The sequence below is a fragment of the Anaerobacillus alkalilacustris genome (genome assembly GCF_001866005.1).
Lineage (GTDB): Bacteria > Bacillota > Bacilli > Bacillales > Anaerobacillaceae > Anaerobacillus > Anaerobacillus alkalilacustris.
Genome location: NZ_MLQR01000001.1, coordinates 572,378 through 599,320, shown reverse-complemented (window position 1 = coordinate 599,320; position 26,943 = coordinate 572,378). Strand labels below are relative to the sequence as shown.

The following is a 26,943-nucleotide window of genomic DNA, read 5'->3' as shown; positions in this document are numbered from 1 at the left end:
GGAATGATCATGAAACAATACAAGGTTGGAATTATTGGTGTTGGTAAAATGGCACAAGCTCATATTAGTGGTTTAACGGCAGTACCTGAATTTACGATAACGTCCATTTGTGATATTGATGAGAAAAAGCTTAATCGAGTTGGAAATCAATTAAATCTCTCACAAGAATTCAGATTTACAGATTTCCGTGATTTGATTAATTCCAATGAAGTAGATGTAGTAGTGTCTGTCACTCCTAATGATATACACGCATCCGTTCTTGAATACTGTATTGAAAAAAACAAACCAATTTTAGCGGAAAAACCATTCACCTTAAATTATGAAGAGGCTAAACAATTATCGGAAAAATACAAAGTAAATCCAATTCCTTGTATGGTCGGTTTTAGCTATCGCTATACTCCTGCATTTCGCTTTGTAAAAGAACTGTTAGAACTAGGGAAAATTGGTCAAGTCCGAAGCTTTTCAATCCAATACTTGCAAGGGTGGGGGTCTCTACCGTACAAAGTCCCTTACGTATGGAGGTTTAATAAAGATGTAACGGGAACAGGAACGCTAGGAGATTTAGGTTCTCATATGATTGATATGGCCCACTATCTATTCGGCTCCTTTAATGAAATATCAGGACAATTGGAAAGCTTTGTTACACAAAGAAAGAGTTTAGAGACTGATGAAATAGTCGAATTCGAAATAGATGACTTTGCTAGTTTCCAGGCTCGTATGGAGAATGGCCTAGTTGGCATTTTTCAAACCTCACGCAATGCAATCGGCTCAGGTAATCAGCATGAGGTTTCGATCTACGGTGATAAAGGCACCTTGCATGCAAGCACAGTCAGTGGAGAAAACGTAGTTTGGATCCACATTGATGAGGACACAGGTGAAATTGTAGAAAAAAATTTAAAAGTTCCTAATCGTGTAAAAGTATCAGAGTGGGATGATTTTGCCAACATGCTTTCTGGTTCACCAAGCCCTGGCTTCCCGGACTTTATGACAGGCTTTACCAATCAACAAGTATTAGAAGCTGTTATTCAATCCAATAAAGTAAAAAAGACGGTTGTTGTCAGAGAGCCTACAACCTGGGAAGTTTAGTAGTAAGAAGGCATTCATTACATGTCAATATTGAATCGTGTTAAAAGGTATCAATTATTTTCAATCACTTGGCCTATTTTTATTGAACTCAGCCTTCAAGTACTGATTCGAACTTCCGATGTATTTATGTTAAGCAAGGTCTCAGACGATGCCGTAGCGGCCGTGGGTGTATGTATCCAATCAAATCATCATGATGGCTGTCATGTTGTTTCAGTTTGTAGCCATGGGGACTGGCGTTGTTATGTCTCAGTATTTAGGGGCAGAAAAAACAAGTGAAATTGGCAGATTAACCGGAACAATGATTGGCATTAATTTTGTATTTGGCATCTGTGTCAGTCTGTTAATTGTCTTATTTAATTGGAGATTACTACAAGCTTTCAGCCTAGAAATACATCTTGTGGAGATGGCTGAAAGCTACCTGGTTATCACCGGTGGATCCCTCGTTGTTCAGGCCTTGTATACCGTTACCGTTGCCATCATTCAATCACACGGGCTCACCCGATACACCATGTTCGTTACCTTAGGGATAAATGTATTAAATATTACGGGAAATTACTTGTTCATTTTCGGGCCATTCGGAGTTCCTAAGCTAGGTGTAACAGGAGTAGCGATTGCGACAGTAGTAAGTCAAGCGAACGGACTGATGATCAACCTGTTGATATTACGAAAAACAATAGGGATAAAGCTACGTTGGGAAGATCTACATCGATGGAAACGTGATCATATCACGAAAGTATTAAAAATTGGCATACCCTCAGCCGGAGTCACTTTATCTTATCAGGGCAGTCAATTTGTCACTACCATGTTCATTTCGTCCCTTGGAGCAACGATGTAAACGACGAAAATTTATACACAAAATATCATGATGATTGTCATCATCCTTGGTATTTCCATCGCACGTGGGAACCAAATTATTGTCGGTCATATGGTAGGTGCGCAAGAACAGACGAAGGCCTACACACAAGTACTTCAATCCTTACGTCGAAGTATTGGGATAACATTGACAGGTGTTTGTCTACTAAGTTTATTTCGAGTACCTATTATTGAACTGCTTACAGATTCAACTGAAATTATTAAGTATGGATCGGCTCTGTTATTGTTCAGCTTCTTATTGGAACCAGGAAGGAATTTCAATGTTATTTTGGAAAAATCGCTTCAAACTTTACGATGAAATCTGCTGTTCTAGTCACCTGGTTGTTTAGCGTACCACTCACTTACCTTCTTGGTATTCATTTAAGCTATGGACTTTTTGGGTTTTGGGCTGCCTTTATTATAGACGAGTGGGTAAGAGGCTTGGTTCTCTACTTCCGATGGAGAAGTGGGCATTGGCAAGAGAAATCACTTGTTAACGTTCAGTTAAAACAATCGGCAAATGGTTAAATAAAGTTTAGAAAAGCTTAACTTTTGATCAACCTTATTTTTACTTACTATCATCAGAAATAATTTATGCTTCTGAAAGTATAGGAAAAAATAAAATCCTTCCTTCACCTAACATTAGGGAAGGAAGGATTTTAAAAATTAATAGTTTATAAATTCCCGCAACTAATACTCATTATATCCAACGAGTAACGTAATTGTTAAAACCTACTACGTACTACACAGTGACGCAAAACCTTAATTATTTAAGCAATAACTTCTCCTAAATTTTCTTTGATTACATCCTCAATTGCAGCTAGTGCCTCTCCTTCATCTTGGCCTTCAGCAGAAATTGTTACTTCAAAACCTTTTCCAACACCTAAAGACATGACACCCATAATTGATTTTAGATTAACTGATCTCTCTTTAAATGTTAATGTAAGCTCTGAATTAAAGTGACTTGCCTTATTCACTAATAGAGTTGCCGGTCTAGCATGAATTCCTGTATCAGCAGAAATTAAAAACCTTTTTTGAACCATTGATATTTACACCTCTCTTTTAAACTATTCAATATACTAATTTTATCTCTATCATATAAGTTAACGATACAATAAAACATACAATATCTAATTAAATCATATACTATTTTGCTACTATTAAGAAAAACTGAAAAAAGCAGCCTAGGCGGCTTTTTTTAAAATAGATTTTATCTTCTATCAACATATTTATCTCAATAACTCTCTTTGAAACGCTAATCTCTGTGTTGCATTACCTTTAATAATAATGTCTACACCAGTATCAATCGTTCTTTCCACTCTTTCTCCTCGAATTACTTTCTTTGCCATTTCAACACTTATATATCCCATATCATACGGATTTTGTGCGACTGTTCCTGATAACATTCCTCCTTCAATTAACTCTATCATTTCATTAATACCGTCTGCTCCAATAACAGGCACGTTAAGATTAAATTCCTCTATTGCTTCATACACACCTAATGCCTTAATGTCTGTATCAGCAAATACACCTTTTATGTGAGGGTGATCAAGAAGGATTTTTTCCATTACTTCATTAACAGACTTAGATTCATTTGGTAAATCAAATGCTTCTGTTGCAATTTTGATATCTGCTGCTTTTAAACTATGTTTCGCCCCTTTTACCCGATCGCCGGAAATAGGATGGTTTATATCACCTGCTATTAATACCACTTCATTCCCAGGCTGTAGTTGCGAAGCTAAAAACATCCCACCCATTTTTCCTAAATCAATGTTATTTGTACCAATATAAGCTGTTTTATTTTCCCAAGCATTATCAGTATCTAATAGAAATACAGGAATATTATTTGCGTTAAACTTTTCTAATGTGGGAATAATCTCAGAATTAAGAGGAGAGACAATTAATAGATTTGGCTTTTCGTTAAGAATACTTTTCAGTAAATCCTTTTGACTATCTACATCCTCGTAACTAGGTGCAACAACTTTTCCTTCTATACCAAAATCACGAAAACCTTTTTCTGCTCCCGCTTTCACTAATTCCCAATACTGTGTCTCTAAATCTTTTACGACAACCACTGCCATTGGTTTTTCGGCACCAAATGGATTAAAGATAATACCAATTAAAATAATAAAAAGAATAAAAATTGTAATTAGAAATTTTGATTTTTTTTTCAACATTCAAACCTCGCCATTTCAATTTAAATTATATTCACTACCTAATATCTACTTAAAATGTTATTAATGAACCAATTACATTACAAAATGTGTGTGTTTTAATAAGAATTGTAACGATTCATTTTACTCGAGTCTTTAATAAATGTTCAGTTCAAAAAGAATAATCAAAACCTCTCAGGAAGAGAGGTTTTGATTTGTAATATCACGAAATCATCCACGCTTGCATTTTGTTACTTTTTGGTAATGAAGATAAAATTTCTTAATCATAGAAGCTTGTTATTTATAGGTATCCTAAAATAATCAAGAAATATGCTCTAGAAAATTACTTACCTAAATACACCGCTTCCCCAGTCTTAGCTGATTCGTAAATAGCCTCTAAAATTTCAGTAACGACTAATGCTTCTTCGGGTTTAACTACTGGTTCTGTATCATTTATAATTGCTTCTATCCATAATCTAGCTTCTTTGTCTGCATCACTTTCCTTTGTTCCATCATAGAAAGCAACACCATCGGCATTCAACTCTATTTTTTCAGTAAATAACTGACTATATTTTTCACCATTGAGGCGCAAGCCATCTTTCATATCGGCACCGCCTTCTGTACCACAAAGGGTACATTTTGCTTCATCTACATCTAAGGAGTTAAGAGCCCAACTAGATTCAAGAACAATTGTGGCACCATTCTCCATTTTAATAAATCCAAAAGCAGAATCTTCTACTTTAAATTTCTTTGGATCCCATGAACCCCATGCATTAGCGGCATTTTCTTTTTCTCCTAACTTATGAAACGTAGAACCCATCACTACTTTTGGTTTGTAATTGTTCATCATCCATAGCGTTAAATCTAATGCGTGTGTACCAATATCAATAAGTGGTCCGCCGCCTTGTTTTTCTTCATCCAAGAATACTCCCCAAGTTGGTACAGCACGGCGGCGAATGGCATGTGCTTTTGCATAATAAACTTCCCCAAGGTCTCCGTTAGATGTTACTTTCTGTAGATATTGGCTGTCTGGGCGGAAACGATTTTGATAGCCGATTGTGAGTTTTTTGCCCGTACGTTTTGCTGCCTCTATCATTTTGCGGGCTTCTTCTGCTGTTTTAGCCATCGGCTTTTCACACATTACATGCTTCCCAGCCTCTAAAGATGCAATAGAAATTTCACAGTGAGAGCTATTAGGTGTACATACATGAATGACGTCAATTGCTTCATCCTTCAATAACTCTTGATAATCTTCATAAACTTTAGCATCTTCTGTACCATATTTTTTAGCCGCTTCTTCTGCTCGTTTAAATTTTCTATCACAAAAAGCTACCATTTCTACTGTTTCTAGTTTTGCCAAGCTAGGCATGTGTTTGCCCTTAGCAATTCCACCACAACCGATAATAGCTACTTTTAATTTCTTGGCCATAACAATCCACTCCTTTGAACAAGTTATTCTTAGCATTTAGTAAGACAATCGCATAGTGAATATTCTTTAAATAATGCTTCAATCCAAATACATATGCGATATAGCTCATGCGCCTAAGTTCCAAATGAAAAAAGTCAACATAAAATTTTGTTTGGTAAATTCCTTTAATACAAAATAGCTTTCTGTTCTTTTGCAGATTCATACGCACATTCGATTAGACGGGTTAAAGCAATAGCATTATTTATATCAAAATCAGGAATACTCTGTATACCATCAGTTGACACTAGTTTCACAAATTGGGCACTTGGTAATTCTTCATCGGGCGGGAGCAGCTCTTGACGTACTGGTACTAAGTTTTCGTGACCAGGTACATTTTTCGATTGTAACAAAACCCTTAAGTTTGATTGATCAACGCCAGAAATAATTAAAATACCCTCTGTACCAATAATCTCCAACATATTATCAATTCGGTACCCAACAAAGGATGTGTGAGCTGTTCCGATAGCTCCGTCTTCAAATTCAATAACGGTAGTAGAATTTTCATCACTTCCAGTACCATACAGCTCATTCATGAAACAAGTTACTTTTTTTGGTGTTCCACAAAAGTGTGGTAGAAGATACAATCCGTGACAACCTAAATCTAATGTAACTCCACCACCGGTCTGAGTAGGATCAAACCAGTAAGCTGGTAACATGTTTTTATCTAGTGCCGCTTGATGGACACGTCTAAAGTAAACGGATGTTACTCGACCTAGCTTACCTTCGTCAACCAATTGTTTTGCAAACCGATATACACCTATTGTTTTCGCTTCTAAAGACACCATAAATCTCACTTGATTTTCTTCAATCGCTTTTTTTATTTCCAAACAGTCGTTTACTGAAAGCGCTAACGATTTATCCGAAAAAATATGTTTTTTTGCATTTGCAGCTTTTATTATCACTTCTTTGTGCTTTGTCGTAGCACACTCTACAATTACTGCATCTACCTCTTTGTCGCTAAGTACTTTGTCTAAATTGTCTTCAAAAGGAACACCAAATTCTTTGGCAAACGCCAGTCCCCTTGCTTCATCATCGTCCCAAACAACTTTTAACTCTGCTATTCCAGTTTTTAATGCTGCTTTTACAAAATCTTTTGTATGTACATGCCATGTGCCAATTAATGCGAGATTAACCATTTTCCACTCCCCTTTAATTAGGTAAGTTTTCCTTAGTAAATTGCCCAAAGACAAAATTGGAATCTTTAACATGTAAACTTAAAGGTAATCGGTGAAGAAAGGTAGCCTTCTTCACATAACCAAACATTTCTTCAATTAAAAAATTCTTCCACTATGACTACATCATATGTAATATCTCTATAGGTAAAAATAGACAATATCATTAATACCTATACTATTTTGCTAATAATAAGAAAAAACTGAAAAAAGCAGCCTAGGCTGCTTTTTTCATTAACCATATAATCTTTTAATAATACATTTTTTTAATTATCTCAATAACTCTCTTTGAAACGCTAATCTTTGTGTGGCATTTCCTTTAACAATAATGTCTACACCTGTATCTATGTTTCTTTCGACAGTCTCACCACTTAGCACTTTCATTGCAACTTCAACACTTATATATCCCATATCATACGGGTTTTGTGCTACTGTTCCTGATAAATGCCCTTCTTCTATTAACTCAATCATTTCATTAATACCGTCTGCTCCAATAACAGGTATATTTAGATTATGTTCCCCTAATGCCTCAATGACACCTAAAGCTTTTAAATCAGTATCTGCAAATACGCCTTTAATTTGAGGGTAGTCAAGAAGGATTTTATCCATAACGTCCTTTACATGTTTAGATTCATTTGGTAAATCAAATGCTTCTGTTGCAATTTTGATATCTGCTGCTTTTAAACTATGTTTCGCCCCTTTTACCCGATCGCCGGAAATAGGATGGTTTATATCACCTGCTATTAATACCACTTCATTCCCAGGCTGTAGTTGCGAAGCTAAAAACATCCCACCCATTTTTCCTAAATCAATGTTATTTGTACCAATATAAGCTGTTTTATTTTCCCAAGCATCATCAGTATCTAACAGCAATACAGGGATATTATTCACGTTAAACTTTTCTAATGCAGGAACAACCTCAGAGTTAAGAGGAGAGACAATTAATAGATCTGGATTTTCATTAAGAATACTTTTCAACAACTCTTTCTGACTTTCTACATCTTCGTATCTTGGTGCAACAACTTTTCCCTTTATACCAAAATCACGAAAACCTTTTTCTGCTCCCGCTTTCACTAATTCCCAATACTGTGTATCTAAGTCTTTTACAACAACAACAGTTGTTGGGTTGTTATTTACAAGTGGATAAAACTTCACTCCTATTAAAATAGCAAAAAAAGTTAAAATAATGATTAGAAAAACAAATCTACTTCTCAACATTCATACCTCGCTGTTTCTATTTATTCAGTCCTTATTCAATATTCCTGAATGCTAATTCATACCCTAAAAAACATCTTGCTCATGATTGTAACTCACAATGCTGGTATTTTTCAACAACAATATCTATTTTTTTACATTTTTCGTTTTTGAAGTATTTCTATAAGATATGAACATCTTATTACATAACAACTGTGAAATTCTATATTTGACATGAAATTTTACTTTTTAATTAGAAACTTATTGCCACAAAATTGTCGAATATCTTCCAAAAAAATTTATGCCTATTGAGAGAATTTCATAATTACAATACCGGAGCCACATAGATCTAGATCTATGTGGCGTGAATGATGGATTATGAAATTCATTAATTATGTAAAAAAAGCAGCCACCGCTGCTTTTTATTGTTTATATCCCTATTCTAATAATTTCCGCTGGAAGTTTAGTCTTTGCGTAGCGTTCCCTTTAATAATAATATCAACACCCGTATCGATATATTCTTCTAAACTTTCCCCGTCTAGTACTCTTTTAGCACTTTCAATACTAATGTAGCCCATGTCATACGGGTTTTGTGCAACTGTCCCTGGTATAATTCCGGCTTCTATTAATTCAATCATTTCATTAATTCCATCTGCGCCTACAATCGGCATCCTGAGATTATTTTTTTTTATTGCCTCAAAAGCACCTAATGCCTTAATATCAGTATCGGTATATACTCCTTTAATACTAGGATGTTTCTGTAACAATTCTTCCATTATTTCTTTAGTTACCGCTGTTTCGTTCGGTAAATCTACTATTTCTGTCGCAATTTTTATTCCCGCAGCCTCTAAACTAAATTTTGCTCCTTTTATCCGCACTTCAGAAATATTATGTATATCGCTTGCTATTAAGGCAACTTCATTTCCTGGCTGAAGTTTTGATGCTAATAACATTCCACCCATTCTCCCTAATTCTACATTATTCGTACCAATATAAGCTGTTTTATTTTGCCACGAATAATCTGTATCAAGTAATAACACTGGAATATTTTCTTCGGAAAATTTTTCTAAAATAGGGATAATGTCATATGTAATAGGAGAAACGACTAATACGTCTGGGTTTTCATTAAGAACACGACTTACTAGCTTTTCTTGTTCTGCTATTTCTGTCTCTGACTTTGGAGCAATAATTTTCCCCTCCACTCCAAAATCACGAAAGCCGCTCTCAATTCCCGCTTTTACTATTTGCCAATATTGTGTTTCAAAACTTTTTAAGACAACAACTACCTTTGGCTTTTGAACTGTATTTCCTTTAAATAAAGCACCCATAAAAATAGAAAAAAGAGTAAAAGTAATCGTTAGAATAATTAATTTATTTCTCAACATTCAAACCTCACCGTTTCAATATATTAGCAGTCCATTACATCCAATGATTTTGTCATATGACTAATGCATAAATAATTTGTACATTAATCAATTGTCTACTAAATTGAATTTCAAATATGTACTTACGTACGAATGAAAATATAAATATCTATGGTTCCTTAATGTTAAGACATGGTTGTAAAAAACATCTTGCCCATGATTGTAGCTTACAATATTACTAAATATCAACAACAAATCCTTTTTTTACATTTTCATATTTATTTAATAAGAAGAACATTTCACTCTAAGCATATATATCAATAAAAAACTCTATTACCTTTACCAACTGGGAAAATGCCATGAAATATAAGAAAAGCGCAAGGCGCCCGCCTATCGGCGACAAACACTGGAAGGTCGACAAGAAGCGGTCTGCTCTTTGACCGCAATTGACGAACTGAAGTGTTCGAACCAATGGCGCCTGGAGCTAGACAGTTTCTAAGTTAGAAATTTTATACTTTCTTACCTTGTAAGAAAAGCGCAAGCGTCTTGGTCACGAGCGGCGGCTTGCGCTAGACATTTTCCAAGTTAGAAATTATAAATTCTGATACTGTAAAAAAAGCAGCCAAAGTTGCTTTTTTCATTAGGTTGCTAGTTCTTGTTTCTTATCTCACTAAATCACGCTGGAAATTTAATCTTTGCGTCGCATTACCTTTAATAATAATATCAACACCCGTATCGATATTTTCTTCTAACCTTTCTCCATCAAGAATTTTTTTAGCGCTTTCAACACTAATGTAACCCATATCATAAGGGTTTTGCGCTACAGTCCCAGGTATGATCCCTTCCTCTATTAATTCAATCATTTCATTAATTCCGTCTACACCAATAACCGGTATATTCATGTTTAGGCTAGATTTTAAAATTGCCTCAATTGCACCTAATGCCCTAATATCAGTATCGGCAAAAACACCTTTAATATTAGGATGCGTCTGTAAGATGGTTTCCATTACTTCTTTAACAACTTCAGATTCATTAGGTAAATCTAATTCTTTGGTTGCGACTTTAATTCCAACCTCTTCTAAACTAGCTTTTGCTCCTTTAATACGTTCACCAGCAATTGGATGATTAATATCACCGGAGAGTAGAGCCACTTCATTTCCAGGTTGAAGTTGAGATGCTAATAACATCCCACCCATTCTCCCCAACTCAAAATTATTCGTACCAATATAGGCAGTTTTGTTTTGCCAAGGATAATCTGTATCTAATAGTAATACAGGAATATTTTTCTCTACAAACTTTTCTAATACTGGGATAATGTCAGAATTAATTGGAGATACAACCAATAAATCCGGATTTTCATTAAGAACACGAGATAATAACATTTCTTGTGCATCTATTTCTGTTTCAGATTTTGGCGCAATAACTTTCCCTTCCAACCCAAAATCGTGAAAGCCTCTTTCAACTCCAGCTTTCAGTATTTCCCAATACTGTGTCTCAAAATCTTTTAAGACAACAACAACCTTTGCCTTTTGTTCTGTGTTTGCATGATATATAGCAACAATTAAAATAGTAAAAAAAGTAAAAACAATCGTTAGAATTATAGATTTACTTCTCAACATTCAAACCTCACCGTTTTAAATTTTTTGAGATCAATAAGTTTATCTTCTATCTACAAAAAAAATTTTTCTCTTTAACATGCATTATTGGTTGTACCCATGTTGTCGTATTTATACCCTTATTAATTCTTTTCTTTCATTCCTCAAATAAGAAAAGATTCATACATTTATACTATATAGGAAAAAGTATTGAAAAGATAGGATTTGGACAATAAATGTCCATAAGCTACCTTTATTTTAGGCCATTTTATAACAGACGGCGTTTGCATAGTGATATTAATTAATAATAAGTAATCATTAGGATAATAAGAGGTCAAAGTACTACACTAAGTACTTTCGCTCGAATCTAAAAAAGCTTTCTGTCCATGCAGAACATCATTTCATTCTAAACCATCCTGGTGACGTCAAAAGAGTGCCCATAAATTTACGGGCACTCTTTTGATAAATCTTAATTTATTTTACCCAAGCTGCTCCAATAATTACTAGAAGAATAAATAACACTACAATCAGTGCAAATCCTCTACCAGCACCATACGTAGGAGCTGCGTATCCGTAGCCGTAGCCACATGGATCATAACAACCGTACATAATATCCCACCCTTTCATAAAATTACTTTCCTTTCACTCTTACCTTATGCAAATATGAGGATAAATGTCTGGACGTTTGCATATGTTTTTTATTTTTTATGAGTTTATTTCTGGAGTATTCTAAATTTTAGATATATGCTTGGATTTATCCTCTGTTTGAACAAGAAAAGCGCAAGGCGCCTTGGTCACGAGCGAAAGGCACTGGAAGGCCTTTGACAGAAGCCGTTACTTATTGTGTACAGCTTGATAGATATCCTGTTCATTTTTCTCACCATCTTCAAATAACAAACCGCCACCAGTAAATGGGGCATGAAGATTGACATTAATTTCATTAAACGTTATCCAATATTTCACTTTCTTATGATAACGTTCAAATAAAGTAGTAGCAAAACGATCGTAAAATTCAACTATTTTACGGTTTTTCCAGCCACCGTATTCTTTAACTAGTCCAAGTGGCATTTCATAGTGAGATATTGTTATGACAGGTTCAATGTTGTATTTTAACAATTCATCGATCATCTTATCATAAAATTGTAAACCTTTTCATTTAGTGTTTGCTCGTCACCATTCGGGAAGATTCTTGTCCATCCAATCGAGAAACGAAAAGCTTTAAAACCCATTTCTGCAAAAAGAGCAATATGTTCTTTATACGTGTGGTAAAAGTCGATTCCTTCATGATATAAGTTGAATTCTTTCATGGCAAAGTCTGGTGGACTTAGTATGCCATTCGGAGATACGTCAGCCGTAGATAGACCTTTCCCATCCTCTTGGTATGCACCTTCTAATTGATTGGCAGCGACAGCTCCACCCCATAAAAGCCCTTCTGGGAATTTTGCTAATTTACTCATTTACTTCACCTTATTTAGTTTTAATCTAAGTTTTGTCCATTTAATTCAATCACTTTTTTATACCAATAAAAGCTCTTCTTTTTGATCCTTTTTAAAGTGCCGTTGCCCTCATTATCTTTATCAACATAAATTATAACCATATCGCTTTTTCATCTCACCAGTAGAGGCACTCACAATATCAATTGGTCCCCAACTTGTGTAACCAATTATCTCCACACCGTCTTCAATGGCTTCTCCCATTTGGGCAATATGCTTTCGTAAATAATCAATTCGATAATCATCGTTAATTTCTCCATTTGCTGTCACTTCATCGACTGCACCTAAACCATTCTCAACAACAAACAATGGTTTTTGATAACGGTCGTATAAATGATTTGCTGTAATTCGGAATCTTTTTGGATCAATTGTCCATCCCCATTCGGATTTTTCTAAATAAGGATTTTCTATTGAACCAAACACATTTCCACTCGTTTGGATCAGGAAGCATATTTAAGCTTGTTAAAACTGGTATGGAAAAAATCGTTAGAGCTGCGCCAAGTATTGATGAAAATATAGAAACTAGCCAACATTTTGTTTTTTCTTTTGGGAACTTCTTCTCTCTTCTTGTTCATATTCGTACATTAACCCCACCCTTTCTCGTCTTAATTCTTCATTTAAATTTTCCTATGACTACTGCCTCATTATAGGCTTGCTATATGAATGCAAGATGAATTTTAAATGAAATAAAATAAAAAATAAGGGTAATTTTTATGAATTTAATCATTGCTATTATTTTTAATATTGAATTGGTACCTTATAAGAACATTCATCCAAATTAGATATTATAAAATCAACTTTTTTTCAAGGAAGCGTAACGAAAATAGAGTTAACTCGTCTATTAGAGTAGGTGATCGGTGAGCTATACGACTATTAGCTATCAAAAATTTCCGTTTGAAATAGTTATGAACGAGTTTGAATAACGCTAAGGACTGATAGTATTGTCTTTCCTTGTTTTAAAGCGGTAAATTCACTAATAAAAATTAACTAATTTAGGAGGAGAAAGTGAAAATGAAAATATTACGTTCAATATCGTTAAAAGTATTTTTGATCGCAAGTTGCCTAACACTAGTGTTAACGAGTGGAGTGTTCGCAAATTCTGATGATCCAAAAACTAGGGAACTTATTAAAATTAATGAAGGGGTTAGTACAACCCGGGAACTCCCACAAGATTATAATGGCTATGGAAGTGAGGAATTAATGATCAAGCATCGAGAAATTGATCAATTCGTATTTGGAGAAAAAAGTGGAGATTTCAGTGATCTTGGATTTAAGGTAACAAATACAGGGCCTCAAGAAGGTAAAATTGAAATCGGCATTGTCCCTTTTAAAGAAACCTATGCCAAACACCTTTATGAAATGTTCGGCACAGATGATGTTCAGGTTGTTGAAGGAATTGAAGCAGTAACACTTGATTTGCCAGTATCTACTATGGACGAACCTGTTTCAAATACAGATCAAATAAACAGACGAACACCAGAGGAAAGAGCAGAGCTTTCCACTAGAAGTACGATGGAACTATCAGAAGAAGCAGCAGATATAGTTGCTGATGCCGCTTCACTTACTTTAAGTGACACAAGTAATTCAAACACTTCTCAATTAACGATTTTTGCTATTATCGTAGCGGCTATTGTGTTGCTAGGTGGAGGGATCTCTTTTAGAAAGTTTTCTACCAAAGCTAAAAGATAAAAATTAAAGAACAGCCTTTTTAAAGTAGAAACAACTATCTTAAAAAGGCTGTTTTTCTTGTTTTGATACTATTGCTATAACAACCCAACCATTTGAAGACCATGGGAAATTCCATTATCATCAACAGATGTAGTTACATATTTTGCAACTGATTTTACCTTTTCATGTGCATTTCCCATTGCTACACTATTTTTTACCGTTGAGAGCATTTCCATATCATTTAATCCGTCTCCAAAAGCATATTGATTTTCTGGTGCAAATCCTAGCTTCTCCACTATCTTTTCAATACCTTTGGCTTTTGACCCACCTTTTGGAAGTATATCGACTGAAACAGGATGCCATCTAACAAAATCGAAGTCTAGAAATTCTTGTTCATATTGTTTCTCTTCCCCTTCCGGACAGAAAAGAAGTGTTTGATACAAATCTCGCCCTTTGTAATAATGGGGGTCATGTGTTGGAAAGTGGTTAATTTTTAACGTATCGATGCTTTCTTTTATATAATCATGTTCTGGGACATTTGCTTTCATATCTTCATGGTCCATAAAAACAACAGGGTGATTGTTTCCCAGAGCCATTTCGGTTAAATTTTCTAGTGGTGGTATCCTTAAAGGATTTGTATATAACACTTCTCCATTTAACACGACATATTGACCGTTATAACTTACATATGTATTTATATCTAATTCTTTACGTAAGTTCTCAAACATAAATGGGGCTCTCCCTGTTGCTATTGCTACCTCATGGCCATATTCTTTTAATTTAAATATTGCTTCTTTTGTTTTGCTTGGTAATTCTTTTTCATCAGTGAGTAACGTTCCATCAATATCAAAAAAGATAACGCTTCGTTTTTTCATATTTGTTCCAACTTTCTTTATCTATTCATGAATCAACTTCATGGTTAGTGTTTCGTTTCTATAATAGTAACATACACCAAAGAAAAATTGGTTTTGGTCGTTAAAAAAGGGACGAATATATTAATATTAAAGCTTTCCCACGTTTAAAAGCTTAAAGATTTTTTTAAAAAAATTAAGCCCTAGGTTTGCCTAGAACTCATTTTTAATATTCATTCATTAGTAGCATTCCAAAAAAGCGAACTCGTTTCAGCAAGCTGAAACATCGGAAAATCAGGTGGAGAGTCTCCTCCACCTGATTGGAAAATCCCACCTACGCTACGCTTAGAGGTGTGGGTCTTTTACTCTAAAAAAATTAGATAAAAAATCGAAAAGCATATGAGTTTCAACATGCTTTTCGATTTTTTTTATTTTTATATTCGTTGGATCATAAACTCAAATACCATCTCTTCATTTGATTTAATCAGATATTCTTCATGTACTGGAGCTCCCCAACTATCATCTCCACCAACTCCCATTTGTTTACCTGCTACAGTTACAATAGTGTAATGGACATTCGGTAATTCATAATGATGAGTTGCATTCTCCAATTCAAACGCAGTATATGGTGAAAAATTACATTCTAACGGTTCATTCACAGAGGAAATTTCCATACCTTTTCCACCTGAATTGGATAGACTCACTCTCCGTACCCCAGTTCGGTTACCAGACTCTTGCGGCATTACATACTTAGATACATTTTCCTTCACCGTATTTTTGAATTTGCCTAACCTTGCTCCCATAGAACGATCAGAATAATTCTCTTCTGGCCCAAACGCATACCAATCTAATTGATCGTAATCTGCTGGTACTTTAAAAGATAAAGCAAAGATTGGCATCTGCGGGAGATGACTTGTAGTGCCATTATAGCTTTGTTTAACCTTTATCCTACCATCCGGGAAAACCGAATATTGTGTCTTAACCTCAATTTCATGATTAATAGAAAACTTATACGTAAAGGAAACAATTACAATATCATTCTCCTCGATCACATCTACTTTCACACAATTCCTGGCAAGGCTCGCTGTGTACCAACATCCCGATTGAAATCCCTGAGAATAGCCTCGATCATTATCCGTCGTGGCTCTCCAGAATAACGGTGTAGGTGGAGCAGAAATCATTTCGTTCCCACCATAATTTATTGAAATTAAGCTACCCACTTGTTTTGAGAACAAGATGCTAAAATCAGAGCCGTGAACACCTATATTTACATCACCATGTACTATTTTCATATTACCATTTCGAGGTTCACAATTTGAATATTTACTGTCGCCACTCTTAGTAAACACATATTGTCCGAATGCTACTTCATGTCCTGATCTAGCCCATGTCGTTTCCTCTTTTAGCTTAAATACCACATGGATACAGTATTCTCCGGGTTCACTTATCAACTCAACAGGATAATCAAACTGAACTTCTTTCTCACTTTTTGGAGCTACAATTTCTTCAAGTTTACTCCGGTATAACTCCTTACCATCTAAATACAAAATATACTCTAATTCATAATCATTCGTATCAATAAAAAGATTATCATTCGTTATTGTTACACTCTTTTGACCAACGTCTAATTTAAGATTTTGATACAAGAATTTTACTTCCTGCATTTTCGGTGACAACTCACGATTCGCGTACACAATTCCGTTGGTACAGAAGTGATAGTCTGTCGGACGATCTCCATAATCGCCACCATAAGCAAAAAACTCTTGACCATAACGATCTTTTTTAACAAGTGATTGATCAATATAGTCCCAAATAAAACCTCCTTGATACATCGGATACGTCTTCTCAAGGTCTGTATATTTGTACATCCCACCGACAGAATTACCCATTGCATGCATATATTCACAGCTAATATACGGCTTCTCTGGATCATTATTTAAGTATTCCTCGATATCTTGAGGTTTCGCGTACATCCTACTCTCCATATCACTTGTATCGTTGTAATCACGAGCATGGAATACACCTTCATAGTGGACAAGACGACTTGGATCAGCTGATTTAAAATATTTACTTACATTCAAAATAACTTCTCCTGCATAAGATTCATTCCCACAAGACCAGATCAAAATAGATGGATGGTTTTTATCTCGTTCTAGCATAGAAATAGCCCTATCCATGACTATATCTTGCCACTCAGGTTTATTACCTGGCACATTCCAAGACGGTTCGACAGCACCCATTTTTTGCCATGATCCATGACTTTCCAAGTTCATTTCATCAATAACATAAATACCATATTCATCGCACAACTCGTACCAATACGTTTGGTTTGGATAGTGAGATGTACGAACAGCATTAATATTATTTTGTTTTAAAGTCTTAATATCCCAAAGCATATCTTCCTTCGTGACAGAACGACCTGTACGACAATTAAATTCATGACGGTTTACACCTTTAAATACGATACGCTCACCGTTTAAGTACATAACCTTATCTTTCAACTCAAATTTACGGAAACCAACCTTTTGAGGAATGACCTCTACTAAACTTCCAGATTGGTTATGTACTAGAAGATAAAGTGTATACAAATATGGTTTTTCCGCACTCCATAGCTCTGGTGTATTTACAGGAATTGAAAGTGTCCATTTTTCATCATCTAGTCGCTTTGCCTCACCGCTAGTTACCACTTGACCAGTTTTATCATATAACTCAGCCGTCACCTCAGAACCGTCAGGCACAGGCGAAAGGAACTTAAGGTCAGTCTCAAGTGTTCCATGATCATAGGCAGAGTTAAGTTCTGTTCGTACATGTAAATCATAAACATGAATTTCTGGAACTGTATAGAGATAAACATCTCTGAAAATCCCTGAAAATCTCCAAAAATCCTGATCTTCTATCCAACTTCCCGTACATCGTTGGTAGACTTCAACAGCAAGCTTATTTTCACCCTCGACTAGAAATTTTGTTAATTCAAACTCAGCTGGGGTAAAGCTGTCTTCACTATAACCTATAAACTCACCATTTAACCATACATAAAAGGCTGCTTCTACACCTTGAAAAGAGATATAAACAGGCTTACCATTTTGCATATTTTCAGGGAGATGGAACGATTTAATATAGCTACCTACTGGATTTTTATCAATTGGAATTTCTGGTGGTCGAATGTCATGATGACCGTCCCATGGGTACATTGTATTTACATACTGTGGTTCATCATATCCTTGCAACTGAATGTGCCCAGGTACAGAAATTTCTCCCCATCCAACACAATTGTAATCAAGCTCATAAAACCGCTCAGGTCTGCTTAATGCATTAACTGCATAATTGAATTTCCAATATCCATTCAAATCATGCCTTAACGACATTGGTGCGCAACTCTTTGCTTCCTTTAGCGTTTCAAAATAAACATGATCCGAATGAGCATGAAGACGATTTACAGCAAAAATATTTAAATCTGTTAACCAATTAATACTAGGCTTTGTTGTCATGGTTCGCGAACACATCCTTTTTTAAAATCTATAAGTTTCCTAACCTTTGATTGATCCCATCATTCCTGCAACGAAATGTTTTTGCATTATAAAGAAGATGAGAGCTGTTGGTAGTGTTGCTATAACAATTGCTGTCATAATCACTCCAAAATCAGGTGCATAACTTGATCCTAAATTCGATATTAATAACGGGATTGTCATTTTATCGGTAGATTGTAAGACAACTAACGGCCACAAATAGTTGTTCCAGCTTGCCATAAATGTGATAATAGCTGCTGCTGCATACGTTGTTTTCATTGTTGGAACATAGATTCTGAAAAACACTCCAATTTCCGTTAAGCCATCAATACGTCCAGCTTCAAGTAACTCCTTAGGAAACATTTTTGTACTTTGGCGAAAGAAAAAGATAAGAAATGCAGTTGTAAGAGTCGGTAAAACAACTGCTGACAATGTATTAATGCCAATAAAAGGGACTACTTGGGAAAATCCAGCAAACATGCGGAACAATGGTACCATTAAAGCTGCAAAAGGGATCATCATTGATAAAAGTAAAATATTGAAGACAACGTCCTTTGCCTTACTTCGATAAATTTCAAATCCATAACCTGCTAAAGATGCAATTAGAAGAGAGAGTACCGTCGTCGAAATAGATATTTTTGCAGAATTAATTAAAGACGGAACGAGATTAACAGTCTCTATCAAATTTTGAAAGTTTTCAAAAAGGTGAGCTCCAGGTAATAATCTACCTTTTGTCACATCAACCGATTTGTTGGTGGCACTAACAATCATCCATAAAAATGGAAATATTGAGACAATAGCAGCTCCAGTTAGAAAAACATAGATAAATACTCGTTTTAGTTTAGCCATTTTTATCACCTGCTACTTTAAATTGAATAATTGAAAAGAAGACAATCATAACCACAATAGCGTACGAAACAGTAGCCGCGTAACCAAAGTCCGGCGTATATTTAAACGAAATATTATAGATGTATTGTGAAATTGTCAGTGTAGCATTCCCTGGCCCACCACCTGTTATATTCATAACCTCATCAAATAATTGAAGGGTTCCAATTGTAGAAGTGATTGAAGTAAACAAAATAATTGGCTTTAACATAGGGACCGTAATTTTAAAGAACTGTTGAAAGGCATTTGCTCCATCAATTCTAGCAGCTTCATATATTGAGTTATCAACATTTTGAAGTGCAGATAAGTAAAAAATCATGTTATAACCTGTCCAACGCCATGTAATGGCAATAATGATCGTAATTTTTGCCCAAAAGGGATCGGTTATCCACTGAATAGGTTGAGAAATGATAGACAAATTTATAAGCATCATATTTATTAATCCGTCAGAACCAAACAAATATTTAAAAACAACGGAATAGGCAACTAATGAGGTAACACATGGTAAAAAGATTGCTGTACGATAAAAACCTTTAAACTTTAATTTCTTGTCATTTAATAAAACTGAGAACAGTAATGCTAGTATAATCATAACGGGTACTTGAATAAGGAGGTAAATCACTGTATTTCTTACAGATGCATGAAATGTAGGGTCTCCTAATAAGCGTTTATAATTATCTAATCCAACGTATTGTAAATTCGTTCCTGTTCCCGATTGAAAAGATAATAATAGCGCTTGTGCCATTGGATAAAAGTAAAACAACCCGATAAGAAATACAGAAAAGCCAATAAATACCCAACCAATGATAGTACTTTTTGTTCGGATACTACTTCTAGGTTTTTTATGTGGTCTGCTGTGATTTGGTTTTCTTGAAACTATATCTTGATTTACATTAGTCTTGGTTTGAATCACGGGAAGTCACTCCTTACCTTTCTAAAAAAGATAGAGTTTCAGTATCACTTGCTGATGAGAAAACTAGACCGTACATAGTCAGAAAAAGACAAATTCAACGAAGTTACTGAAACTCAAACCTTTTTACTATACTAACTTTGCAAACGTTAATAATTTATTTATTATCTAATTTGAGCGTCTGCTTGTTGTTGAGCCTCTTTAAGAGCACTATCAATGTCTTTTCCATTAAGGTAATCTTGCATTGCTACTACTAATATATCTTCCACAACATAAGTGTGTAATCCATAGTTTACTTGAGGGATCGCTTCAGACCATTTTGAGAAATCAACAAGAATTTGTTGCCCACTAAAAAATTTATCTTCAACTTGATACGCCTCGCCTTCTGAAGCTGGGTTGTACGTACCCATTGCACCAATTTCAGTCACAAATTTTTGGTACAACTCAACATTTGATCCGAACGTTTTTGCTAAGAAATCAGTAGCTTCTTCTTTACCATCAAGGTCTAGAACATACCAAGAGCTACCTCCTAAGTTAGATGCGTTAACTGAATTCGCCATTCCAGGAAGTCTAGGTTGTGCAACGACTGCCCAATTTCCAGATTGCGAAGCTTCTGCTTTGACTGAAGGTGTGATCCAATTACCTGTGACTACAGTGGCTACATCTCCACCATTAAATCCTGCTAAGAATTGACTCCAATCAGAAACTGGTTTCACTAAGTCAGCTTCGATTAACTCTTTATATAAAGAAAATGCTTCTTTCAAGGCTTCATTTTCAATCAAATCAGGTGTAGTACCATCTTCTTTCAAATACCATGAACCACTTGATTGAATCATCATTCGAACAAGACCTAGATCGTTCGGATCAAGAGTAAGCATATGCTTTCCTGTAACTTCTTTTACTTTTTTACCGATTTCAATGTAATCATTCCAATCAATGTTCGTAACATCGTCTATTGTATATCCAGCTTGCTCTAAATAATCAGTTCGTACATACATCCCAGTAACCCCAGTATCAAACGGGAGGCCATAATTTTCTCCATCTAAACTAGTTGGAGCAATTTTATACTGTGCAAAATCATTAGTATTAAAAGAACCAGTTAGTTTGTGGAATGCATCTGGATAAGCTTGAAGAAAGCTTTGTGCACGGTAATCCTCTATTAAAACGATGTTTGGCAATCCTGATTTTGTTCCAGAGCTTAAACTTGTGTTTAATTTTTGAATAATATCATTCTGAGCGTATTCAATAATTTCAATTTCAAGATCTGGATTTACTGAAGCATAGGCATCTCTAGCCAAATTCATTGCTTTAATATTAAAATTAGGATCCCAAGCCCAGACTGTAATTTTTTCTGTTTCTGTTTCAGAAGCTGTTTCATTAGAACCAGATGAACAAGCAGCTAACATCATAATACTAACTAATAGCAATCCCAAAATAACTTTTTTCATTTTTTACTTTCCCCCCATGTTTTTAGTAGTAAAGATTTGTAATCGCTTCCACTTACAATGCTAATGTTACCACCTTCCTAAACTTCACTGTTAGAACAATATTCTCTTATATTTGTGATATTTTTACTTTTATTATTTGCAACTTAAGAAAATAGAAATATTTTTAGATTATATGAATATTTTTACTCCATTGTAAATGGGTAGTAATTTCCCACATTAAAACTTGTGAAAACTAAATGTGGGTAGCTTCCTATCGTTCGTTAGAATAATAGAATTGTAAGTATTGAATTTCTCAATAAAATAAACGCGCCACTAAGAAACTAGATCTAGTTTCTTAGTGGCGAAAATAATGAATGATGAGATTCATTTAAGTATTAATTAAATTTATATTTTCGTTGTACTTGTTGGAAATGTAATTCTGACCTTTGTCCCTTCTCCTAACTCACTTGTTATTGTTACACCATAAGGCTCACCATAGATTAATTCAATTCGATCATGGACATTTCTCACGCCTATACCACTAAATAGTTGCTGATTACGCTTGGTATCCGGTAACTTGCTTTCTTTTGAAACCTTCATTCCATCGCCATTATCTGTAATTTCACATATTAGTGTTTCACCCTCTTGCCATATAAGAACATTAATATACCCTTCTGCCTTTTGGTTAAAAGCATGAAAAAAAGAGTTTTCAATAAACGGTTGAAGTACTAATTTTGGAATATAATATTCCAAACACTTCGGTTCTACGAAATAGTTCACTTTGATGCGATTTCCGTACCTTTTTTGATTAATAAACACATAGTTTTTCAAGTTATCTAATTCTTGCTCTATCGTTACTGTTTCACTCACGTTACCTATCGTGTTTTGTAATAATGAAATAAGCGAATTAATTGTATTTACAGCATCACCTTTATCCTTTTGCAGGACCATAAATTTAATGGAAGTCAGTGTATTGTACAAAAAATGCGGATTTATTTGCTGCTGAAGTGCCGCAAGCTCAGCTTTTCGTTTTTGCTTTTGAGAAAGAACTAACCGATCGACATACTCATGAACTTCATCAAGCATCGCATTAAATGCAATACCAATTTGTCTTGTTTCATAAGTACCTGTTACATTTACGTATTGATGAAAATCTTGTTTTGGTGCATTTTCAATTTGCTTTACTAGTTTTGACAATGAATTTGTCATTTTTCTCGAAATGAAAAATACAATTATTAACGCCACAAAAACAATAGACATACTAATAAGAAAAATTGCTTTTTTGTCTACAAAGTTTCCAATAGCTGTCTTTTTATCGATTAAATTTAACAAGTACATATCATAATTGGAAAGGTATTCTGAAAGAACAATATAATTATTCCCCATAAACTCGACATTAAGATGATTTTCTCTCTCCTCAGTAAGTTCAATAGCATAATGAAGAAGATCTTCTGATTTTTCACCAATCAACTCTGTTCGATTACTAGACACAATGATCCCTTTGCTATTCAAAACGAGGACATCATTTCCTGAACTTGTGAAATTAGAATAAAACTCCCTAAATTCAATTTCCTTCATAGGAAAATACATGACACCATATACATTAGACGATGGCCTATCAATAAAGGCTCGTGATGCTACTATGTGACTTTGTCCATTGTCTAAATGTTGAAAGTAATAATATTTTAGCCACTTTGGTTCATTACGTACATTAATTGTAATTGGATGTTCTTCTAGTTCCTTATCGGAAATAGGCCAATGCATACGGTGGTCTGTAGCATAATGGATTCCATTAATACCCGAAACCATAATCCCAACTTCAAAGGTACCAAAATAGGATTTATTACGCTCCATCTGTGCATTTAAATCATAATAAACAGTCATCAACTCGATATTTGAATATTCTTGAGTTAGTATTCGTTTAAGTGTTCCGTTTTGTAAAAGATTATTTGATGCAATGACAACTGAGTAGTTGAACGATTCAAATTTATCTTTAATCTGGTTTATTACTTTTTGGTTTGTTATACTGAACGTTTCTATAAAAAATTCTTCCGACATCCGTAGGTTATTAAAGGTAATAATAATTGTTACACTTACTATACTGATAACAGTAATTAGAAACATGATAATGAACATACTGCTTTGTTTTAAACGGTTAATTATTAATCTCATAAAAAGCTCATCTCTTATTTTAATTGTTGTTTTCTTCGATATTGACTAGGTGATATACCCATTGTTTTTTTAAATACCTTGCAGAAATAGCTGTGGTCCGAATATCCAACCATACTGCCTATTTCAGAGATCGCTGCTGTATTTTGTTTTAATAGTTTTGACGCCTCTTCTATTCGAATTTTATTTAAATATTCAGTAAAACTTTCTTTATTATGTGTTGTGAAATAGTTTGATAGATAAGATGGATTAAAATGAAAATGTTTAGCCACTTCAGTTAATGTGATTGGCTCTGCATAATGATTAGCAATATATTGCATTAATTTATTTATATTCGGATTCCCCGCTTTACTTTTACAAGATGTAATATGGTGTTTCGCGTTTACTAGAAACTTGTTCCAATGAATAAGAACTTCGCTAGCATTTTCTGACTCATCTATTGCTCGAAGGTATGTATACTTTGCTTTATCTAACTCTTCAATTTCGTATTCCATGTTACTTAGTAAAATCGTTATATTAAAAATAATATTATTAAAAAAAGATTTAAACTCATAAATATCTGTCGTATAGCAAGTAGACAAAGTTAGTACATGTTCCTCTAAGTACTTTAAAGCTGAATCAAAATTCTCCCTCTTAAACTCACTTGTAAACCAATCTAAGTTAAAGCCTTCACACTTTGGAATTGGCTGTGGAAGGTTTTCATGTGTAATAAATAATTGATCAGGAAAATAAAACTTATATTGTAACATTTCCACTAGCATTTTATTGTAAGCGGTCTCTATTTCTTCTAAACTAGAAAACTCTTTGGTTAGGATAAAAGTAGTACCTCGCTCGGTTTCCGCTAGTTTCTTTACATGAGCAACAAGGTTCGATCGTTCACTTTTGTCTATATTAAAAAGGAACACAATGAGATTTTTATCTGGTTTAAAGGAATAATAATTAGTTTTAGATAAGTTAGAACTTAGTAACATTTCAAGCTTCTTTTGCTTATTCGTGATGTAATGACCCATTTCATTTGTTGTTGATTGATGTTCAGAGGGGATACCTAATAAATAGTAACTTTTATAGGGGAAAATTTCAGCGATCTGTTCTGGAACATAATTGACTTCATAGCCAGAAATCAGTTTATATATCATTTTTTCAATTGATAAATGAGAGTCAGACTGTTTTTTTGTTAATTGAAAATGAGGTATTCTATTACTCGCTTTTTTTAACACCTCTAATAGTATTTTGCCATCTAGCTTAGGTTTTAAAATATAATCAACAACACCGCATTGGAATGTAGACCGTACATAATCAAATTCTCCAAAACTACTAAGGATAATAACTTCAATTTGTGGATACTCTTCCTTCACGACCCTTGTCAATTCTTCTCCATCTATAATAGGCATGACAATGTCCGTAATGATAATATGTGGGTCAGTCGAGGCAATGAGCGCTAAAGCTTCTTTTCCATTTGATGCCTCTCCTACAATTTGAAATCCTTCCTCTTCCCAATTAATGTAGTGCTTAATTCCTTGTCTAATCAACAATTCATCGTCTACAATCAATACCCTACATAACTCATCATGTATCAACGCGCTCACTCCTTTATTAGTGACACTTCGTATAAATAAAAAAGTGGCTTGAAGTGGGTTTTAGTCCATCTTTAAGACACTCATCTCTTCATAATTAACGTTAAACAATTAAATCGTATTTCAATAAATATCATTATAGCATTGTTTTTGTCATTTTCTATCAAAATAAAAAACGACATAATTCTTCCGTAAGACTACATTTGTTTTGTGAGTATTTACTAGAAGTTTAGAAAAAAAGATTTTTCTACTATCTCACAACTTTTTATACATAGTATTGAACTTCTTTACCATTTTCATCAATATTAGCCCCAAACACGATCCAGGATATGGTGATCGAATGATTGAGCTCGTTCTTATTGGTATAGATATGGATCAGTATCTTGAATGGAATTCAGTTTATCTAGTGTCGTTTGACCCTCTGTTTCATTATTTAAATTTTAATACACAAAAAATTAAAAAACAACCTTCAGAAGCATCTAAAGGCTGTTTTTCATCTAGGAACATTGAATAGAACCTCTTCTTCATCTATTTGAATGACACTTTATTTATATGGATCAATCGTTTGAATTGTCCCATCAGCGTTATATTTTATTTCAGTGTATTTTACAGAACGTTTATGGTCGACGCCATCGGATAACGTGCAGTCATGATAAAATAAATACCAATTTTCTTTAAATTGCACAATTGAATGATGGGTTGTCCACCCGACAACAGGATTAAGGATGTTACCTTTATGAACGAAAGGTCCTTTGGGGTTTTCACTAATAGCATAGGCTATACGATGAGCTGTCCCAGTAGAGTAGGATAAGTAGTAATAGCCATTATATTTATGAACCCAAGGTCCCTCGAAAAATCTTCTTTCCTCATCACCAGCGAGAATTGGGTTTCCTTCTTCATCAACAATTGAAATTTCTTGTGGCGTTTCTTTGAACGTTAACATGTCATCACTTAACTCAGCGACGATTGGCCCTAAAGCAGGTTCATCCTCAGCAGGGCCTTCTGCATCGTGTTGATAAGTTCCTGTCTGCCATTTTTCTAATTGACCTCCCCAAAGACCACCAAAATAACAGTACGCTTTTTCATTATCATCGACAAGTACAGCAGGATCGATACTGAAACTTCCCGGAATATAACTCTCTTCTGCCTTAAATGGGCCTGCAGGAGAAGAGCTAGTGGCTACACCAATTCTAAAAATATCATCCTTATCTCTAGCAGGGAAAAATAAATAATACGTATTATTCTTATAAGCTGCATCCGGTGCCCATAATTGCTGCTTTGCCCATGGAATATCTTTTAAATGAAGTGCTTCACCATGGTCGATGCAAGGTGAATTAAAATCCTCCAATGACAATACGTGATAATCTTCCATCGCATATTGGTCACCGTTAACATTTGATGGGCCATCATGATCAAGATCATGGGAAGGATAAATGTAAATTTTTCCTTCAAATACATGAGCAGAAGGATCGGCAGTATAAATATGGGAAACTAAAGGGGTATTCGGTTTTGTATTTTTATTCATTATATCTTCTCCTTATTTCATAATTACCTTAAATGAGCAATATAAAACTAT

Annotated in this window: 20 protein-coding genes and 2 pseudogenes; 4 read left to right on the top strand and 18 right to left on the bottom strand. The window is 34.6% G+C overall.

The genetic code is table 11. From position 1 onward, the window contains the following. Positions 1-9 precede the first annotated feature (9 nt). The 3 genes from BKP37_RS02960 to BKP37_RS20385 all read left to right on the top strand — a co-directional run bounded on the left by BKP37_RS02960 (position 10) and on the right by BKP37_RS20385 (position 2,257). Complete coding sequence (locus BKP37_RS02960) at positions 10-1,086, top strand: Gfo/Idh/MocA family protein (protein ID WP_071308199.1); 1,077 nt, start codon at positions 10-12, stop codon at positions 1,084-1,086. A gap of 166 nt (positions 1,087-1,252) precedes the next feature. Continuing rightward, entirely contained in the window at positions 1,253-1,921 is a 669-nt protein-coding gene (locus BKP37_RS20390) for an MATE family efflux transporter (protein WP_245712430.1), read from the top strand. Between the two features lie 27 nt (positions 1,922-1,948). After that, positions 1,949-2,257 carry an MATE family efflux transporter gene (locus BKP37_RS20385; protein WP_245712429.1) on the top strand — a complete coding sequence of 103 codons (309 nt, stop codon included), beginning with the start codon at positions 1,949-1,951 and terminating at the stop codon, positions 2,255-2,257. A gap of 451 nt (positions 2,258-2,708) precedes the next feature. Here the strand turns inward: BKP37_RS20385 and BKP37_RS02950 are convergent, their stop codons facing one another. From BKP37_RS02950 to bglH (BKP37_RS02905), 10 genes and pseudogenes are all read right to left on the bottom strand, one after another. Further along, complete coding sequence (locus BKP37_RS02950) at positions 2,709-2,981, bottom strand: phosphocarrier protein HPr (protein WP_071308198.1); 273 nt, start codon at positions 2,979-2,981, stop codon at positions 2,709-2,711. 186 nt (positions 2,982-3,167) lie between these two features. Next, on the bottom strand, positions 3,168-4,115 hold the full coding sequence (locus BKP37_RS02945; protein ID WP_071308197.1) for a sugar ABC transporter substrate-binding protein: 948 nt from the start codon (positions 4,113-4,115) through the stop codon (positions 3,168-3,170). 319 nt (positions 4,116-4,434) lie between these two features. Next, the gene (locus tag BKP37_RS02940; protein WP_071308196.1) at positions 4,435-5,520 is read right to left on the bottom strand and encodes a Gfo/Idh/MocA family protein; all 1,086 of its coding nucleotides are present in this window, start codon (positions 5,518-5,520) and stop codon (positions 4,435-4,437) included. Positions 5,521-5,684: 164 nt separating this feature from the next. Next, positions 5,685-6,695, bottom strand: coding sequence for a Gfo/Idh/MocA family protein (locus BKP37_RS02935; protein WP_071308195.1), 1,011 nt, complete (start codon positions 6,693-6,695; stop codon positions 5,685-5,687). 306 nt (positions 6,696-7,001) lie between these two features. Beyond that, complete coding sequence (locus BKP37_RS02930) at positions 7,002-7,949, bottom strand: sugar ABC transporter substrate-binding protein (RefSeq protein WP_071308194.1); 948 nt, start codon at positions 7,947-7,949, stop codon at positions 7,002-7,004. A gap of 413 nt (positions 7,950-8,362) precedes the next feature. After that, on the bottom strand, positions 8,363-9,310 hold the full coding sequence (locus BKP37_RS02925; protein ID WP_071308193.1) for a sugar ABC transporter substrate-binding protein: 948 nt from the start codon (positions 9,308-9,310) through the stop codon (positions 8,363-8,365). A 641-nt stretch (positions 9,311-9,951) separates the two neighbouring features. Continuing rightward, positions 9,952-10,908 carry a sugar ABC transporter substrate-binding protein gene (locus tag BKP37_RS02920; RefSeq protein ID WP_071308192.1) on the bottom strand — a complete coding sequence of 319 codons (957 nt, stop codon included), beginning with the start codon at positions 10,906-10,908 and terminating at the stop codon, positions 9,952-9,954. Between the two features lie 450 nt (positions 10,909-11,358). Next, positions 11,359-11,493 (bottom strand): YjcZ family sporulation protein, encoded by a 135-nt coding sequence (locus BKP37_RS02915; protein WP_071308398.1) that lies wholly within the window; start codon positions 11,491-11,493, stop codon positions 11,359-11,361. 228 nt (positions 11,494-11,721) lie between these two features. Continuing rightward, a pseudogene (gene bglH, locus BKP37_RS02910) lies at positions 11,722-12,341 on the bottom strand (aryl-phospho-beta-d-glucosidase); the annotation flags it as partial. Positions 12,342-12,361: 20 nt separating this feature from the next. After that, positions 12,362-12,812: pseudogene (gene bglH, locus BKP37_RS02905) on the bottom strand (aryl-phospho-beta-d-glucosidase); the annotation flags it as partial. Positions 12,813-13,382: 570 nt separating this feature from the next. Between bglH (BKP37_RS02905) and BKP37_RS02900 the strand changes: the two are divergent. Next, the gene (locus tag BKP37_RS02900) at positions 13,383-14,066 is read left to right on the top strand and encodes a hypothetical protein (protein ID WP_071308190.1); all 684 of its coding nucleotides are present in this window, start codon (positions 13,383-13,385) and stop codon (positions 14,064-14,066) included. A 74-nt stretch (positions 14,067-14,140) separates the two neighbouring features. Here the strand turns inward: BKP37_RS02900 and BKP37_RS02895 are convergent, their stop codons facing one another. From BKP37_RS02895 to BKP37_RS02860, 8 genes are all read right to left on the bottom strand, one after another. Continuing rightward, complete coding sequence (locus BKP37_RS02895) at positions 14,141-14,920, bottom strand: Cof-type HAD-IIB family hydrolase (protein WP_071308189.1); 780 nt, start codon at positions 14,918-14,920, stop codon at positions 14,141-14,143. A 410-nt stretch (positions 14,921-15,330) separates the two neighbouring features. Next, positions 15,331-18,384, bottom strand: coding sequence for a beta-galactosidase, LacZ type (gene lacZ, locus BKP37_RS02890; protein WP_071308188.1), 3,054 nt, complete (start codon positions 18,382-18,384; stop codon positions 15,331-15,333). A 39-nt stretch (positions 18,385-18,423) separates the two neighbouring features. Continuing rightward, entirely contained in the window at positions 18,424-19,251 is an 828-nt protein-coding gene (locus BKP37_RS02885) for a carbohydrate ABC transporter permease (RefSeq protein ID WP_071308187.1), read from the bottom strand. Further along, the gene (locus tag BKP37_RS02880; protein ID WP_071308397.1) at positions 19,244-20,113 is read right to left on the bottom strand and encodes a carbohydrate ABC transporter permease; all 870 of its coding nucleotides are present in this window, start codon (positions 20,111-20,113) and stop codon (positions 19,244-19,246) included. Before BKP37_RS02880 ends, BKP37_RS02885 begins: the two co-directional genes overlap by 8 nt. Before the next feature lie 248 nt (positions 20,114-20,361). Further along, positions 20,362-21,645 (bottom strand): ABC transporter substrate-binding protein, encoded by a 1,284-nt coding sequence (locus BKP37_RS02875; RefSeq protein WP_071308186.1) that lies wholly within the window; start codon positions 21,643-21,645, stop codon positions 20,362-20,364. A gap of 384 nt (positions 21,646-22,029) precedes the next feature. Beyond that, a complete protein-coding gene (locus BKP37_RS02870; RefSeq protein WP_071308185.1) occupies positions 22,030-23,796 on the bottom strand; it encodes a sensor histidine kinase in 1,767 nt (588 codons plus the stop codon). A 14-nt stretch (positions 23,797-23,810) separates the two neighbouring features. After that, positions 23,811-25,379 (bottom strand): response regulator transcription factor, encoded by a 1,569-nt coding sequence (locus BKP37_RS02865; RefSeq protein WP_245712428.1) that lies wholly within the window; start codon positions 25,377-25,379, stop codon positions 23,811-23,813. 532 nt (positions 25,380-25,911) lie between these two features. Then, positions 25,912-26,892, bottom strand: a complete 981-nt coding sequence (locus BKP37_RS02860) for a glycoside hydrolase family 43 protein (RefSeq protein WP_071308184.1) — start codon at positions 26,890-26,892, stop codon at positions 25,912-25,914. Positions 26,893-26,943 lie beyond the last annotated feature (51 nt).

Coding starts and splice junctions, on each gene's coding strand:
- BKP37_RS02960 (WP_071308199.1), top strand. CDS start 10: ATGAAACAATACAAGGTTGGAATTATTGGTGTTGGTAAAATGGCACAA.
- BKP37_RS20385 (WP_245712429.1), top strand. CDS start 1,949: ATGATGATTGTCATCATCCTTGGTATTTCCATCGCACGTGGGAACCAA.
- BKP37_RS02950 (WP_071308198.1), bottom strand. CDS start 2,981: ATGGTTCAAAAAAGGTTTTTAATTTCTGCTGATACAGGAATTCATGCT.
- BKP37_RS02945 (WP_071308197.1), bottom strand. CDS start 4,115: ATGTTGAAAAAAAAATCAAAATTTCTAATTACAATTTTTATTCTTTTT.
- BKP37_RS02940 (WP_071308196.1), bottom strand. CDS start 5,520: ATGGCCAAGAAATTAAAAGTAGCTATTATCGGTTGTGGTGGAATTGCT.
- BKP37_RS02935 (WP_071308195.1), bottom strand. CDS start 6,695: ATGGTTAATCTCGCATTAATTGGCACATGGCATGTACATACAAAAGAT.
- BKP37_RS02930 (WP_071308194.1), bottom strand. CDS start 7,949: ATGTTGAGAAGTAGATTTGTTTTTCTAATCATTATTTTAACTTTTTTT.
- BKP37_RS02925 (WP_071308193.1), bottom strand. CDS start 9,310: ATGTTGAGAAATAAATTAATTATTCTAACGATTACTTTTACTCTTTTT.
- BKP37_RS02920 (WP_071308192.1), bottom strand. CDS start 10,908: ATGTTGAGAAGTAAATCTATAATTCTAACGATTGTTTTTACTTTTTTT.
- BKP37_RS02915 (WP_071308398.1), bottom strand. CDS start 11,493: ATGTACGGTTGTTATGATCCATGTGGCTACGGCTACGGATACGCAGCT.
- BKP37_RS02895 (WP_071308189.1), bottom strand. CDS start 14,920: ATGAAAAAACGAAGCGTTATCTTTTTTGATATTGATGGAACGTTACTC.
- lacZ (WP_071308188.1), bottom strand. CDS start 18,384: ATGACAACAAAGCCTAGTATTAATTGGTTAACAGATTTAAATATTTTT.
- BKP37_RS02885 (WP_071308187.1), bottom strand. CDS start 19,251: ATGGCTAAACTAAAACGAGTATTTATCTATGTTTTTCTAACTGGAGCT.
- BKP37_RS02875 (WP_071308186.1), bottom strand. CDS start 21,645: ATGAAAAAAGTTATTTTGGGATTGCTATTAGTTAGTATTATGATGTTA.
- BKP37_RS02870 (WP_071308185.1), bottom strand. CDS start 23,796: ATGAGATTAATAATTAACCGTTTAAAACAAAGCAGTATGTTCATTATC.
- BKP37_RS02860 (WP_071308184.1), bottom strand. CDS start 26,892: ATGAATAAAAATACAAAACCGAATACCCCTTTAGTTTCCCATATTTAT.